Source organism: Propioniciclava sp. MC1595, assembly GCF_017569205.1.
GTDB lineage: Bacteria > Actinomycetota > Actinomycetes > Propionibacteriales > Propionibacteriaceae > Propioniciclava.
Genome location: NZ_CP071870.1, coordinates 535,175 through 549,215, shown reverse-complemented (window position 1 = coordinate 549,215; position 14,041 = coordinate 535,175). Strand labels below are relative to the sequence as shown.

The following is a 14,041-nucleotide window of genomic DNA, read 5'->3' as shown; positions in this document are numbered from 1 at the left end:
TGTTACGGCGTGCAACGATCACGCAACACGGGAACGGTGCGCGGGCGGTGCTCAGAGGCTGGTGAGCATCTCCCAGACCAGCACCTCGGACGCCTCGCGCGCGGTCACGCGGCGCCCCGGCTCGTCGGTGCAGCGGGCCGCGTCACCGGTGGACAGCAGGCCCACGCCCTCGACGTCGACCGACCCACGCGGGACGTACAGGTGAACCCACGGCGCGGCGGGCAGTTGCACGGACGCCCCGGGCTGCAGTCGCGCGGCCCACAGGGTGGCGTACCGGTTCCGGATCCGGATCGCGGCGTCGTCCTCGTGCTTGGGCACCCCCGAGGCGACGAGCACGAGCCCGCCGGCGTCCAGCTCGGCGGAGATGTCGAGCTGCTCGTAGGACGGGGTGACACCAGCGGCGTCCGGGACGACCCACATCTGCACCATCTCGACGTCACGCTCGTGGCGCGGCCCGTCGAGGACCCAGGAGTCGTTGCGCTCGGAGTGGAGGATCCCCGCGCCGGCGGTCATGCGCTGGGCGAGGCCGGGGTGGATGAGGCCGGAGTGCCCGCGGGTGTCCTGGTGGACGAGGGAGCCGTCGAGCACCCAGGTCACGATCTCCATGTTGCGGTGGTAGTGGGTGTCGAACCCGGTGCCCGCGGAGACGATGCCGTGGTCGTGGTTGACCAGCACGCCGAAGTGGGAGTCAGTGCCCCGCAGGTACTCGGGACCGGTCAGGCAGTGCCACGCGTGCAGCCAGTCGAGCCGCTCGTACACGCGGCTGCCGGCACGCTTCACCTCGACGGGCATGCCCCATTGTCGCCCATCAGCCCACCATGCGGGTGCGCTTGGGCAGGCGGTCCCCCAGGCGGCTCGGCCGCCACATCGCCCGACCGAGGTCGTACCCCAACCCGCTGACCAGCAGCGCACGCACGATGAAAGTGTCGATGAGGACGCCCACGGCCACCATGAACGCGATCTGCGCCATGAACACCAGCGGGATCACCGCCAGCGCCGCGAAGGTCGCCGCCAGCACCAGGCCGGCGCTGGTGATGACGCCACCGGTCAAGCCGAGCCCGCGCAGGACGGCGGGGCGGGCGCCCATGCGGGGCACCTCCTCGCGCACGCGGGTCATCAGGAAGATCGAGTAGTCGATGCCCAGCGCGATCAGGAACACGAAGGCGTAGATCGGCGTCGACGGGTCCGAGTTCGGGAACTCGAACACGTGGTTGAACACCAAGGCCGACAGGCCGATCGTGGCCAGGAAGGACAGGATGTTCGCCGCCATCAGCACCACCGGGGCGACCAGCGAGCGGAGCAGCAGCACCAGCACGATGAACACCACGCCCGCGATGGCGGGCAGCACGGTCACCATGTCGCGCTGGTTGGCCAGCCGGGTGTCGAGCGCCTGGGCGGCCAGCCCGCCGACGTGCAGGTCGTGGTCCACGCCGTGCAGGGCGTCGCGGACGCCGGCCGCCGCGTCCTGGGCGGCCAGGGACTGGCCCTCGTCGGCGAGCGAGATCGACACCAGCACGCGGCCGTCGATGACCTTGGGCTCCGGCTCGGGGGCCGCGGCGGGCGGACCGGACTGACCCTGACCGCCGGTGACGCCCGGGGGCGGGCCGGCGGGGGCCTCGGTGGTGATGGACGCCGACGCGACGCCGGGAGTGTCCTCGGCGGTGGCGACCACGTCGTCGGCGAGGTCCTCGGGGACGACGACCGTGAGCGGGGTCGCGGCGCCGGCCGGGAAGTGCTCGGCGAGGACGCGCTCGCCCTCGACGCTGCCGACCTGGACGCGGAACACCTCGGTGTTGCCGAGGCCGTCGGCGCGGAAGGTGCCGGCGAAGGCGGCGAGCGCGACGAGGAGGAGGGTGGCGCCGACCCAGACGATGCGGGCGCGGCGGCCGACGAAGCGTGCGACCGCACCCCAGAGGCCGGGGCCGGTGACCTCCTCGGGCGTCCCGTCGGGGTTGTCGAGCACCTGCGGGGTGCGCGGCCAGAAGATGCGGCGTCCGAACAGCAGCAGGACGGCGGGCAGGAAGGTGAGCGCGCCGAGCAGGGCGGCCACGATGCCGAGCGCCGAGATCGGTCCGAGCGAGCGGGTGGAGCCGAGGTCGGACAGCAGGAGGCACAGCAGGCCTGCGATGACCGTGGCCGCGCTGGCGGCGATGGGCTCGACGGTGCCACGCCAGGTGCGCTTCATGGCCTGCCAGGTGGAGGGGGTGCGGGTGAGCTCCTCGCGGTAGCGGGCCACGACGAGCAGCGCGTAGTCGGTGGCGGCGCCCACGACGAGGATCGACAGGATGCCCTGGCTCTGTCCCGAGATCGACAGCAGGCCGCGCGAGGCCAGCTCGTGGACCGCCCAGCCGGCGGCGGCGAGGCCGAGCACCGACGACATCAGCACCGCCAGCGGCAGGAAGGGGCTGCGGTAGACCAGCACGAGGATCGCGAACACCACGACCAGCGCGACGACGAGCAGCAGCCCGTCGATGCCGGCGAAGGCCTTGCCGAAGTCGGCGACGTAGGCGGCGGGGCCGGTCACGTTCACGGCGTACCCGTCGGCTCCGAAGGCTTCCTCGGCGGCGGCCTGGGCCGCGTCGACGGCCAGGCGCGCCACGGAGGTCTCGCCGATCTTGTCGCCCACTCGATCGACGTCCAGGGAGACCGGCAGCATCACGGCGTCGCCGTCCTCGGCGGGGATGAGCACCTCCGGGTCCTCGGCCAGCACCTCGCCGAACCGGACGCCCTCGCCCAGCTCGCGCTCGGGCAGGTCGGCCAGGAAGTCCTGCACGGAGCCGAAGGCGGCCGGCTCGATGCCGTCGGGGTGGCTGAGCACGACGAACAGCGGGATCCCGTCCCCCTCGGAGAACGCGGCCGCCTCGTCGCGGGCGATGCTCGACTCGGCCGAGTCGTCGAGGAAGGCGGTCGAGTCGTTCTCCTGCAGGCCCGACAGCGTGCCCAGCCTCGGGCCGCCGATCGCGGCCACGGCGAGCCAGCCCGCGACGAGGAGGAGGGCGACGACGCGGATCCACCCCGGCGTGCGGGTGGGGGTGGTTCGCGGGGTGGTGTCGATCCTGCGCATGGGCCCACTTTTCATTCGACGACTGAAGCATTCGCAGCCTAGCGTGTTGTAGAAGGTTTGTACAAGCTTGCGCCGGGATCGTACCGACCCGGTCACTGAGGGAGACGGCGGACGGGAGCCCCGGGGCGGCGTGGTGGAATGGGCCATGGCCTCGTCCCAGCACCTCGCCCCCGGCACGTTCGCCGTCGTCGGCGGACGTACCGGCCGGACCCCGGGCTCCCCCGTCAGCCCCGGCATCGAGCTGACCAGCACCTACGTGCAGCCCGGCGACATCGACCCCGACCTGCCCCTCTACGGGCGCTACGCCAACGCCACCTGGGCCGCGTTCGAGGAGGTCGTCGGCGGGCTCGAGGGTGCGCCGGGGGGCGCGATCGCGTTCGCGTCGGGCATGGCGGCCGGCGCCGCGCTGTTCTCGCTGGTGCCGCGGGGCGGGCGCCTCGTCATGGGGGCGACGAGCTACAACACGATGCTCGCGCTGGCCCGCGAGCGGGCGGGGGCGGGCGACGTCGAGCTGGTCGAGGTCGACGTGGCCGACACGGACGCCGTGCGGGCGGCCCTGCCCGGCGCGGCGTGGCTGCACGTGGAGTCGCCGACGAACCCCCTGATCGAGGTGGCCGACCTGCCGGCCCTGTACGCGGCCGCCCGGAGGGCGGGCGTGCCCGTGAGCGTCGACAACACCTTCGCCACCCCGCTGCTGCAGAACCCGCTCGCCGACGGGGCCGACGTGGTCATGCACTCGGCGACGAAGTACATCTCCGGGCACTCCGACGTGGTGCTCGGCGTGCTGGTCGCCCGCGACGAGGAGCTGCTGGCAGCCATCCGGCACCAGCGGGAGGTGCTCGGGGCGATCCCGGGGCCGTTCGAGGCGTGGCTGGCGCTGCGCGGCGTCCGGACCCTGCCGGTGCGCCTCGAGCGCGCCCAGGCCACGGCAGGGGTGCTGGCCGGGCGGCTGGCGTCCCACCCGGCGGTGGTACGGGTGCGCTACCCGGGCCTGCCCGACGACCCCGGCCACGCCGTGGCCGCGCGTACGATGCGCGGGTTCGGCGCGATGCTCGCGATCGAGCTCGCCGACCGCGACGCGGCGGACGCCCTCACCCGCGCCGTGCGGTTGTGGACGCCCGGGACCAGCCTCGGCGGCGTGGAGTCGCTGCTCGAGCGACGGCGGCGGATCCCGTCGGAACCCGCCACCGTGCCCGAGTCGCTGGTGCGCCTGTCGGTCGGCCTCGAGGACGTCGAGGACCTCTGGGCCGACCTCGAGCAGGCGCTGGGAAGCCTCTGACGCCCGTCAGTGCTTCTCGGCCGGCGCGATGCCGAACTCGCGGAAGTCGAGCGGGCGGCGCGGGCTCCACATGTTGTACCAGTTGCCGACGGTGTCGTGCCGGTCGCCGACGGCGCCTGGGCGGGTGCACCCTCGGCGTCCGAGGACGACATCACCTACCTGCCGGTCATCGGCGACCCGGGCAAGGTCATCTGCATCGGCGTGAACTACGTCTCCCACCAGAACGAGACCGGCCGCACCGGCCAGGTCGTCCCCACCGTGTTCACCCGCTTCGCCGACACCCAGATGGGCCACCTGGCCCCGGCCGTGAAGCCGTCCGTCACCCACTACTACGACTACGAGGGCGAGGTCGCCCTCGTCATCGGCAAGGACGCCTACAAGGTCTCCGAGGACGACGCCTTCGACTTCGTCGCCGGCTACGGCATCTACAACGACTTCACCGCACGCGACTGGCAGCGCGCCACCACGCAGTGGATCCCGGGCAAGAACTTCCCCGACAGCGGCGCCTTCGGTCCCTACTTCGTGCCGGCCGCCGACATCGACGACCTCGACTCGATGAAGCTCGAGACCCGCGTCAACGGCGAGCTGCGCCAGGCCGCCACGCTCGCCGACCTGTACTTCTCGATCCCCCAGCTCCTCGCGCACGTGACGGCGTTCACCCGCCTCAACGCCGGCGACGTGGTCGTGACCGGCACCCCCGGTGGCGTCGGCTTCTTCATGGAGCCCCAGGGCCTGCTCGACGAGGGTGACGTGGTGGAGGTCGAGGTCACCAACCTCGGCATCCTGCGCAACACCGTCGTCGACGAGAAGTGACCCGGGCGGCGGACCAGGAGGTGGGCGAGGTGACCAGCTACGACGTGGCCGTCATCGGCTACGGCCCCGTGGGCGCGACCCTGGCGAACCTGCTCGCGCTGCGCGGCCTGCGGGTCGTCGTGGTGGAGCAGGAGACCGAGATCTACCCGCTCCCCCGCGCGATCCAGTTCGACGGGGAGGCCATGCGCCTGTTCCAGACGGGCGGCATCGCCGAGGAACTCGAGCCCGACCTCCGGGTCGCCGCCCGCATGCACTTCATCAACGCCGAGGGCCACACCCTCATCGACTGGTGGCGCCCGCTCGCTCGTGCGCCGCATCATGGGCACCACGCTGGACGACCTGAAGTCCCACGAGCGCTGGCTGGTCGTCGACTGCCTGCTGAAGGACGGGGCCGACCCCGACCTCGACGAGGAGTCCGTGCAGTACTGCGACCCGCGGCGTCCGGCCACGTACGTGCCCGGCCCGCACAACCGTCGCCGCTGGGAGCTCATGCTGCACGAGCACGAGGACGCCGCCGAGATGGTGGCCCCCGAGCGCGTCTGGGAGATGCTGGAGCCCTGGCTGACGCCGGCCGAGGCCACGATCGAGCGGCCGGCCGTCTACACCTTCCACTCGGTGGTGGCGCGCGGCTGGGCGAAGGGCCGGGTGTTCCTCGCCGGGGACGCCTGCCACCAGACCCCGCCCTTCATGGGCCAGGGCATGTGCGCCGGCGTGCGCGACGCGGCCAACCTGGCGTGGAAGCTCGTCGAGGTCGTCGAGGGCCGCGCGGACGCCGAGCTGCTCGACACCTACGAGTCCGAGCGCTCGCCCCACGTGCGCACCTTCATCGAGACCGCGGTCCGCCTCGGCTCGGTGATCTCGACCACCGCGTCGACGTGGCCCGCGAGCGCGACCTGCGCATGCGCGCCAACCCCGAGGGCTTCACAACCCCGGCCCCGCGCCTGGGCGCCGGCGCGTGGGACGCCGACGACGAGCGCGCCGGGCACATCGGCGAGCAGCCCTTCATGGCCGACGGCACCCGCGCCGACGACCTCGTGGGCTACGACTGGGCGGTCATCGCGACCCCGGACGCCGCGGCGCGCCTCGCCGGGACCGTCGCCCCCCGGGTCGTCGCGGTCGACTCCGAGTCCGGGCGCGACTGGCTCGGACGCCTCGCAGCCGAGGCCGTCCTCGTCCGGCCCGACCGCTACGTGGCCGCCGCCGCGGACTCGGTCGAGGCCCTGGACGACTTTGCCGTGGCCGTGCGCCGCCTGACGAACGCCGGGGAGGGTAGCCCTACGGCAGGATGACTGCCATGGCTCTCGACTGGACGTTCCACCCCGCCGGGGACGCGACGGCACCCACGGTCCTCGTGGTCCCGGGCGGCGGGTACCACCACCTCGCCGCCCACGAGGGGGCGCCGGTCGCGGCGTGGCTGAACGAACTCGGCCTGCACGCCGCCGTGCTGCACTACGCGGTCGGGTACCACGTGTGGCCGCGTCCGCTGCACGACGCACGCGCGGCCCTGCGGGCGCTCCGGACGGGCGGCACGCCCCTGCCCGTGGACCGTCGCCGCGTCGGCGTCCTCGGCTTCTCGGCCGGGGGGCACCTGGCCGCGCTGCTGGCGACCGACTCCCCCGACGTGCCCGGGGCCGACCCGCTGACGTTCGCGGGGCGTCCGGACGCCGCGCTGCTGGCCTACCCGGTCACCGACCTGCGCGAGACGATGCTCGGCCGGCTGCCGAACCTGCACACCGACTCGGCTGACAACCTGCTCGGCGAGGACGCCCCCGAGGAGGTGCGCGCCGCCCTGTCGGTCGCCACCCGGGTGACCCCGCCCGAGGAGGAGGAGCTCCCCGACCTCTTCATCTGGACCACCAGCGACGACGCGACAGTCCCGGCCCTGCACGCGCTGTCGCTGATGACCTCGCTGGCCGTGGCCGGGGTGCCGTTCGAGGGGCATGTGTTCCGGTCCGGACGCCACGGGCTCGGCCTGGCCGACGAGGAGCCCGAGGTCGCCCAGTGGACCGATCTGGCCGAACGCTGGCTCGCGGACCGGGGCTGGTGCTGACCCCGCGCCGGTGACACCATCGGCGGATGGCGAAGAAGGACGGCGGCTTCTCCGAGGCCGAACGCGAGGCGATGAAGGAACGCGCGGCCGAGCTGCGCGCCGAGAAGGGCGGCAAGAAGAAGGCCGACAACCTGCAGGCGCTCCTGGACAAGGTCGCCGAGCTGGAGGGTCCCGACCAGGAGATCGCCGCGACACCTGGTACGGCATGCCCGCGTGGGAGCGGGACGGGGCCGTGCTCGTGTTCGTGCAGCCGGCCGGCAAGTTCGGGACGCGCTACTCCACGCTCGGGTTCAACGACAACGCCGCGCTCGACGACGGTGACCTGTGGGCCACCGGGTTCGCGGTGACGAAGGTGACCCCGGCGGTGCGGAAGAAGATGGTCGAGCTGATCACGAAGGCGACCGGCTGAGGAAGCCGCCTCAGTTGCGGAAGTCGTCGGGCTCGACCTGCTCGATGAAGTCGGTGAACTCGGCGAGCGTCTGGCCAGCGTCGTGGGTGACGTCGGGGATCGCGGCCTCGGCCATGACCTCGTCGGCCACGAAGATGGGCGCGCCCACGCGCAGGGCCAGGGCGATCGAGTCGGAGGGGCGCGCGTCGATGGGCCGCTCGCCCTCGGGCGTCAGCAGGGTGAGGGTCGCGTGGAACGTGCCCTCCACCAGCGCCGTCACCTCGACGCGCCGGACGCTGCCGCCCAGGGCGTCCAGCAGCCGCACCATCAGGTCGTAGGTGAGCGGGCGCTCGGGGGCGTCCGTCATGCCGGAGGTCACCATGATGGCCGCGGTCTCCATCGGGCCGATCCAGATCGGCAGCATCACACCGGCCTCGGCCCCGTCGACCGGCCGGAGCAGCAGCACCGGGCTGCCCTCGGCGTCGACCGCGATCATCGCGACGTTCACCTCGACCATGGCCGCTCCCCTCGCCTCGCGTGGTGGGTGACAATCCTAGTCGACGGGGCTCCGGGCCTCAGCCCGCCACGTCGACCCAGCGCTTGCGCTCCCACGCGCCGGTGCGGAAGCGCCACCCGAAGATGATCCCGCGCAGCGTCCACTCCGAGACCATCACCGTCCAGACGGCCACGACCCCGCCGCCCAGGAGGACGCCGAACACCCAGATGCCCAGCACGCGCAGCACCATCGAGACGCTGGTGACGAGGGTGGCGAAGGAGGCGTCCCCGGCCGCGCGCAGGGCGGCGGGCACGAGGAACGACAGCGACCAGGCGCCGATGATCCGGCCCACGAGGGTGATCAGGAAGACCAGCGTCACGGTGCCGCGGAGGTCATCGGGCGTGCGGTAGAGGTCCAGCAGCGGGTCGAACACCGCCAACATGAGCAGGCAGGTGACCACCAGCACCGCCACCGAGGCGAGCACGAACGAGCGGACGAGCCGGCGCGCCTCGTCGAAGCGCCCGGCGCCGACGGCCTGGCCCACGAGCGGGACCAGCGCGAGGCTCATCGAGAACGCGACGATCTCGGCGAACATCGTCAGCGACACCATGATCGCGTTGACGGTCACGTGCCCCGGGCCCATGCCGACCACGAACCACTGGGCGAGCAGCTTGCCGCCGTTGAAGAAGGCCATCTCGATCACGAACGGCACGCTGAGCACGGCGATGCGGGTCAGCAGGTCGAGGCGCGGCAGCCAGGCGGACGCCCCGCCCCCGACCAGCCCGTGACGGCGCAGCTCGGCGAGGGCGACCACCACCGCGACCCAGCGGGAGGCGACGATGGCCCACGCCAGCCCGGCCACACCTTGGCCTGCGCCGACGACGAGCAGGAGCGCCAGGACGACGTAGCCGCCGTGCATCACCAGGGTGAGGTTCAGGGCGGCGCGCGTGCGCGCGGTGCCGCGCAGGACGGCCGCCGCACCCTCCACGGCCCCGAACGCCGGGTACGACAGCGCGGCCGCGAGCAGGTAGACGCGGCCCAGGGCCACGGCGTCGCGGCCGAGCGGGCCCAGCAGAACGTCGAGCACCGCGCCGTGCGCGAGCGCCAGCGGGACCGCGATCGCCAGCCCCACCAGGGTGGCGGTCCAGACCGTGCCCACGGCGGCCCTCCGGACGCCCTCGCCGTGGTCGGCGCCACCTGACCGCAGCGACGAGGCGCCCACGTGCTGCGCCGCCAGCACCGAGCCCGCGGCGGCGACCGCCATCAGGACGCTGGCGCACAGCATGTTGAGGTACTCCACCGTGCTCACCGCGTTGATGGCGGACTGGCCCACCGGGGCGACCAGCACCGGGTTCAGCACGCCCTGCCCGACGATCCACGCCTGGCTGAGCACGAGCGGCCCCACCAGTGCGCCCACCTGCCGGTACGACAGGGTGCTCGTCGCGAACCAACGGGTCAGCGCCGAGTCGAGGCGGGTGCGGAGGGGGAACACACCCCCATCCTGCCGTGGTAAGCGCTTTCTTGCAGGTCCGTCCCACGGTTGCTACGTGGCGTGGCCCCTTGTGGCGGGCAGCCTCAGGGTGAAGGTGGTCCCGTCGGCGCCCAGGTCGAGCGTGCCGCCGAGCAGGCGGGCGTTCTCGCGGGCGATGGCCAGCCCCAGGCCGGTCGAGGCGCCGTGCCGGGCCTCGTCGCCGCGGGTGAACCGGTCGAACACGCGCTCGCGCAGGTCGGGCGGCACCCCCGGGCCGGCGTCGGTGACGGACACGACCGCCTCCCCCACGGCCTCGCCCACCCGCACGGTGACCGGCGGGGCGCCGTGCTGCAGGGCGTTGGCCACGAGGTTGCGCACGACCACGCGGGTGCGGGCGGGGTCCAGCTCGACCGGCAGCTCGGCCGGGGCCGAGAGCGCGACGTCAACGGGGCGTCCGGTCTCGTCGACCACCTCGCGGACCAGGTCGACGAGGTCGACCTGGCTGGGCACCACGGCCGCGCGGCCGGCGTCCATGCGGGAGATCTCGAGGAGGTCCTCGGTGAGGCCGGCCAGGCGCCGCAGTTGCGGGATGACCAGCCCGGACGCCTCGTCGCGGGTCTCCGGGTGGGCCAGCGACTCGGCCGAGGCGAGCAGCGCCGCGGTCGGGGTGCGGAGCTCGTGGGCGACGTCGGCGACGAAGCGGCGCTGCACCTGGTTGGCGCGCGCGAGGTCGTCGATCTGGGCGGTCAGGCGGTCGGCCATGGTGTTGACCGCGGCCGACATGCCGGCCACCTCGTCGGCGCCCTCGACCGGCAGGCGCACCCCCAGGTCACCGGACGCCACCTCGTCGGCCATCTCCCGCGCCCGGGCGAGCGGCCGGCTGATCAGCTCGGTGAGCCAGCCGGCCACGAGCAGCGTGGCCACCAGGGCGACCGCGGAGGCGAGCAGCAGGGTGCGGGCGAGGTCGGGCACCGGGTCCCCGGCCAGCGCGCGGTCGAGCCCGTGCACGAGCAGCCACCCGCCGGCCTGCTCGCCGGTGGAGTAGTAGGAGAAGCCGAGCACCTGGTCGTCACAGGCGATCGTCCAGTGCGTGCTGCTGCCGGCGGAGTACGTCGTCGTCGTGAACTGCTCGAACACGCCCGGGCCGGCACAGCGCGCCGCCTTCGCGGTGAAGCCACCCTCGTTCACGACCGCGTACTCGACGGCGGTGCCGAAGTCCTCGGTGTTCCGGTCGACCCACAGGAGCAGGCGGTGGGTGCTGACGGTCGTGTTGGGCCACTCCACGGCCACCACCAGCGCGACGGTGTCCCGGATCTCGGGGTGGGCCATCGCGGTCTTCCCGACCGCGTCGGTGTCGGCCAGGAGGTCGCTCGTGACCATGGACTGCAGCCGGCCCTCGTTCGACTGCTGCAGCGTGGTGGTGGCGACCCCGGTCAGGACCGCGCAGGTGAGCGCCACGAGGGCGACCAGGGCGAGGCGGATGCGCCAGGCGAGGCTGAGCCCGCGGCGTCCGGTGGGGGTGGGGGTGGTCATGGCCGCTCCAACCGGTAGCCGACGCCGCGCACGGTCTGGATGTGGGTCGGCCGGGCGGGGGCGGGCTCGACCTTGGTGCGCAGGCGCTGGATGACGGCGTCGACGAGCCGGGAGTCGCCGGCGTAGCCGTAGCCCCAGACGCGCTGCAGCAGCTGGTGGCGGCTGAGGGCCTGGCCGCGGTGGTCCGCCAGCTCGGCCAGGACGTCGAACTCGGTGGGGGTCAGCGGCACCTCGGACGCCCCGCGCGAGAGCTTGCGGGCGCCCGGGTCGAGGACGAGGTCGCCGATGCGGTGGACGACGACGTCCTCTGGGGCGGGGGTGGCCCGGCGCAGGATGGCCTTCACTCGGGCGTCCAGCACCCGCGGCTCCGCGGGCTTGGTGACGTAGTCGTCGGCGCCGCACTCGAGGCCGGCGACGATGTCGACCGGGTCGGAGCGCGCGGTCAGCATCACGATCGGGACCTGGGAGCGGGCGCGCATCCGGCGGGCGGTCTCGAAGCCGTCGATGCCGGGCATCATCACGTCGAGCAGGACGACGTCGACGGTCTCCCGGTCCAGGGCATCCAGCCCGGCGTACCCGTCGGGCGCGACCGTGACGGTGTGTCCCAACGACCGCATCGCCAGGGCCAGCAGCTTGGCCACGCCGGCGTCGTCCTCGACCAGCAGCAGGTGGCTCATCGCGTGCTCCTCATGGGCCCAACACTGGCAGAGGAATGTTGCGATTCCGTGCGAACGGTGTCCGGATCCGGACGCGATCGTGGAGTCAGGGACCGGTCGCGTTCACTCCCCGCGGCGCGGCGCGAGCATGAGCATGCCGAGGCCGGTGACGAGCGTGAACGCGAGGGCGACCGCGCCGCCGGCGAGGGCGAGCTGCGGGAGGAGGTCGTCGAGCGGGCGGGTGGGGTCGACGGACTGGCCGAAGCCCCACACGGCGGCCAGCGCGACCACGATGGCCACCGACTCGACCACGACCCACATGCCAGCGCCGGGCATGACGCGGCGGAGGACCAGCCAGTGGGCCAGCGGCACCACGAGCACCAGCAGGACGGCCCCGCCGACGGTCGCCCACAGCACCGGGCGCGAGTCGAGGTCGAGGGGTTCGTCGAGGGCCCGCATGGTCGCGGGCAACAGGCCGAGGGACCAGGCGACGAGGGCGCCCGCCATGGTGATCAGGGTCCACCCCGCGCGGGGCACGGCGGCGCGCGTCCAGTACAGGGCGAGGGCCTGGCCGAGCCCCATGAGCAGCCCCTGGAAGCCGCCCGCCATGGCGACCGTCGGGTAGACCGCCCACGCGGGCAGGTCGATGCGGGTGGCGGCGACGTAGGCGGCGATGGGCGGGAGCAGGCCCAGGAACGTGCCCGCGGTGACCAGGATCACCCAGCGCAGCAGGCTGAACGGGTACAGGGCGCGGGACGCCCCCGTGGATTCCCTCGCCATGCGTTCCCCTCCCCAAGGAAGACGCCGCGGGGCCCGTCAGCGGGACCCCGCGGCGTCGACGTGCCTGCGAGCCTAGCGGTCGTCAGGTGATGGCGTTCCAGAGTTGGTAGACGCCGAGGATGATGAACAGCACCGCGGTGATGCCCAGGGCGATGTTCTGCCACCAGTTGTTCCGCCACTCGGCGGGGATGTGCTTGCCGTTGAGCAGGCCCAGGTTGGCCACGGCCATGAAGGGCATGAACAGGGCGCCGAGCACGCCGTAGGCGATGATCAGGCCGAACGGCTGGTCGAGGAACAGCAGGATCATCGGCGGGAAGGTCAGCCAGATCAGGTACCACTTGAAGTACTTGCCACCCACGCGTGTGTCGGGGTGCCCGTCGGGCAGGCCGCGCATGCGACCCATGAAGTCGGCGAACATCAGCGAGACGCCGTTCCACACGCCGATGACCGACGACAACGCGGCGGCGAAGAAGCCGACGAGGAAGGCCTTGCCGACGAACAGGCCGTAGCGCTCCTCGAGCACGCGCTCGAGGTCGAGCAGGCCCTTGTCACCGGCGCTCAGCGTGACGCCGGCCGCGCGGACGACCTCGGCGCCGACGATGAGCATCGAGACCACGAAGATGCCGGTGATGACGTAGGCCATCGTGTTGTCGATGCGCATGACCTGCATCCACTTGGGCGTGTACCAGCCCTTCTCACGCAGCCAGTAGCCGTAGGCCGCCAGGGTGATGGTGCCGCCGACGCCGCCGGCGAGCGCGAGGGTGTACATGATGCCGTTCGGGTCGTCGGGCAGGCGCGGGAGGAGTCCGCCCAGCATCTCGGGGACGTTCGGCAGGGCGATGATCGCCAGGGTCACGATGGTGAGGAACATCAGGCCGACCAGGACGGCCGACACCTTCTCGACGATCGCGTAGTGGTTGAACCACACCAGCAGGAAGCCGATGATTCCCGTCGCGATGGCGAACGCGATCAGCGGCACCTGCGGGAACAGCGCGGCCAGCGGCAGGGCGGTCGACGACATCGCGCTCGCGCCGTAGACGAAGCCCCAGATGACGATGTAGGGCGCGAAGTAGAACGTCGTCCACTTGCCGAGGCGGCGCCAGCCCTCGAACATCGTGTAGCCGGTGGCCAGCGAGTACCGACCCGCACCCTCGACCAGGATGATCTTCATGATGACGCCGAAGAGCACGGCCCAGAGCAGCATGTAGCCGTAGCGGGAGCCGGCGACCAGCGTCGCGACCATGTCGGCCGCGCCCACGCCCGTGCCGGCCACGACGATGCCGGGGCCGATGATCTTCCACTTGGCGACCTGGCCGCCGTCGTCGTCGACGCGTTCGTGGTGGCCGGCCTTCCGGCCGTCGTCGATGGGTTCGGTCACGGGCACTACCTCCGTTGGTCGTGGGCCCGCACCCTGCGGGCCAGACGCACCGTAACGCCTCGGCGGGGCTCGCGACAGGCATGGAACCGAACTCACCGAAAGTTGTAACAATCCCGTCATCGCGGGTCATGGA

At 72.7% G+C, this 14,041-nt stretch carries 13 protein-coding genes and 2 pseudogenes; 7 read left to right on the top strand and 8 right to left on the bottom strand.

Going from position 1 to position 14,041, the window contains the following annotated elements; genetic code table 11:
- Positions 1 to 51: 51 nt before the first annotated feature.
- Complete coding sequence (locus J4N02_RS02595) at positions 52 to 792, bottom strand: pirin family protein (protein WP_188334440.1); 741 nt, start codon at positions 790 to 792, stop codon at positions 52 to 54.
- A 16-nt stretch (positions 793 to 808) separates the two neighbouring features.
- Complete coding sequence (locus J4N02_RS02590) at positions 809 to 3,064, bottom strand: MMPL family transporter (protein ID WP_188334441.1); 2,256 nt, start codon at positions 3,062 to 3,064, stop codon at positions 809 to 811.
- Between the two features lie 145 nt (positions 3,065 to 3,209).
- Here J4N02_RS02590 and J4N02_RS02585 point away from each other — a divergent pair, with 145 nt between their 5' ends.
- From J4N02_RS02585 to J4N02_RS16700, 7 genes and pseudogenes are all read left to right on the top strand, one after another.
- Entirely contained in the window at positions 3,210 to 4,343 is a 1,134-nt protein-coding gene (locus J4N02_RS02585; protein ID WP_188334442.1) for a PLP-dependent aspartate aminotransferase family protein, read from the top strand.
- A 96-nt stretch (positions 4,344 to 4,439) separates the two neighbouring features.
- Positions 4,440 to 5,156, top strand: a complete 717-nt coding sequence (locus tag J4N02_RS02580) for a fumarylacetoacetate hydrolase family protein (RefSeq protein ID WP_208091087.1) — start codon at positions 4,440 to 4,442, stop codon at positions 5,154 to 5,156.
- A pseudogene (locus J4N02_RS17305) lies at positions 5,153 to 5,491 on the top strand (FAD-dependent monooxygenase); the annotation flags it as partial. The gene J4N02_RS02580 and the pseudogene J4N02_RS17305, both read left to right, overlap by 4 nt.
- Positions 5,475 to 5,927 (top strand): annotated as a pseudogene (locus J4N02_RS17300) (FAD-dependent monooxygenase); the annotation flags it as partial. The pseudogenes J4N02_RS17305 and J4N02_RS17300, both read left to right, overlap by 17 nt.
- 104 nt (positions 5,928 to 6,031) lie before the next feature.
- The gene (locus tag J4N02_RS16705; protein ID WP_243760852.1) at positions 6,032 to 6,445 is read left to right on the top strand and encodes a hypothetical protein; all 414 of its coding nucleotides are present in this window, start codon (positions 6,032 to 6,034) and stop codon (positions 6,443 to 6,445) included.
- Positions 6,446 to 6,450: 5 nt separating this feature from the next.
- Positions 6,451 to 7,206, top strand: a complete 756-nt coding sequence (locus J4N02_RS02565) for an alpha/beta hydrolase (protein ID WP_182818086.1) — start codon at positions 6,451 to 6,453, stop codon at positions 7,204 to 7,206.
- Between the two features lie 205 nt (positions 7,207 to 7,411).
- A complete protein-coding gene (locus tag J4N02_RS16700; RefSeq protein ID WP_223202667.1) occupies positions 7,412 to 7,615 on the top strand; it encodes a hypothetical protein in 204 nt (67 codons plus the stop codon).
- Between the two features lie 10 nt (positions 7,616 to 7,625).
- Here J4N02_RS16700 and J4N02_RS02555 read toward each other — a convergent pair whose 3' ends face one another.
- The 6 genes from J4N02_RS02555 to J4N02_RS02530 form a co-directional block, all read right to left on the bottom strand.
- Complete coding sequence (locus J4N02_RS02555) at positions 7,626 to 8,111, bottom strand: bifunctional nuclease family protein (protein ID WP_188334444.1); 486 nt, start codon at positions 8,109 to 8,111, stop codon at positions 7,626 to 7,628.
- Between the two features lie 58 nt (positions 8,112 to 8,169).
- Positions 8,170 to 9,582, bottom strand: a complete 1,413-nt coding sequence (locus J4N02_RS02550) for an MATE family efflux transporter (RefSeq protein ID WP_188334445.1) — start codon at positions 9,580 to 9,582, stop codon at positions 8,170 to 8,172.
- A gap of 51 nt (positions 9,583 to 9,633) precedes the next feature.
- Positions 9,634 to 11,094 carry a HAMP domain-containing sensor histidine kinase gene (locus J4N02_RS02545; protein ID WP_188334446.1) on the bottom strand — a complete coding sequence of 487 codons (1,461 nt, stop codon included), beginning with the start codon at positions 11,092 to 11,094 and terminating at the stop codon, positions 9,634 to 9,636.
- Positions 11,091 to 11,771, bottom strand: a complete 681-nt coding sequence (locus tag J4N02_RS02540; protein WP_188334447.1) for a response regulator transcription factor — start codon at positions 11,769 to 11,771, stop codon at positions 11,091 to 11,093. Before J4N02_RS02540 ends, J4N02_RS02545 begins: the two co-directional genes overlap by 4 nt.
- A 102-nt stretch (positions 11,772 to 11,873) precedes the next feature.
- A complete protein-coding gene (locus tag J4N02_RS02535) occupies positions 11,874 to 12,530 on the bottom strand; it encodes a hypothetical protein (RefSeq protein WP_188334448.1) in 657 nt (218 codons plus the stop codon).
- 82 nt (positions 12,531 to 12,612) lie between these two features.
- On the bottom strand, positions 12,613 to 13,908 hold the full coding sequence (locus J4N02_RS02530; protein ID WP_243760851.1) for an Nramp family divalent metal transporter: 1,296 nt from the start codon (positions 13,906 to 13,908) through the stop codon (positions 12,613 to 12,615).
- Between the last annotated feature and the right edge of the window lie 133 nt (positions 13,909 to 14,041).

What these genes read in the sequence shown, in the direction of transcription:
- J4N02_RS02595 (WP_188334440.1), bottom strand. Translation starts at nt 792, where the DNA reads ATGCCCGTCGAGGTGAAGCGTGCCGGCAGCCGCGTGTACGAGCGGCTC.
- J4N02_RS02590 (WP_188334441.1), bottom strand. Translation starts at nt 3,064, where the DNA reads ATGCGCAGGATCGACACCACCCCGCGAACCACCCCCACCCGCACGCCG.
- J4N02_RS02585 (WP_188334442.1), top strand. Translation starts at nt 3,210, where the DNA reads ATGGCCTCGTCCCAGCACCTCGCCCCCGGCACGTTCGCCGTCGTCGGC.
- J4N02_RS02565 (WP_182818086.1), top strand. Translation starts at nt 6,451, where the DNA reads ATGGCTCTCGACTGGACGTTCCACCCCGCCGGGGACGCGACGGCACCC.
- J4N02_RS16700 (WP_223202667.1), top strand. Translation starts at nt 7,412, where the DNA reads ATGCCCGCGTGGGAGCGGGACGGGGCCGTGCTCGTGTTCGTGCAGCCG.
- J4N02_RS02555 (WP_188334444.1), bottom strand. Translation starts at nt 8,111, where the DNA reads ATGGTCGAGGTGAACGTCGCGATGATCGCGGTCGACGCCGAGGGCAGC.
- J4N02_RS02545 (WP_188334446.1), bottom strand. Translation starts at nt 11,094, where the DNA reads ATGACCACCCCCACCCCCACCGGACGCCGCGGGCTCAGCCTCGCCTGG.
- J4N02_RS02540 (WP_188334447.1), bottom strand. Translation starts at nt 11,771, where the DNA reads ATGAGCCACCTGCTGCTGGTCGAGGACGACGCCGGCGTGGCCAAGCTG.
- J4N02_RS02535 (WP_188334448.1), bottom strand. Translation starts at nt 12,530, where the DNA reads ATGGCGAGGGAATCCACGGGGGCGTCCCGCGCCCTGTACCCGTTCAGC.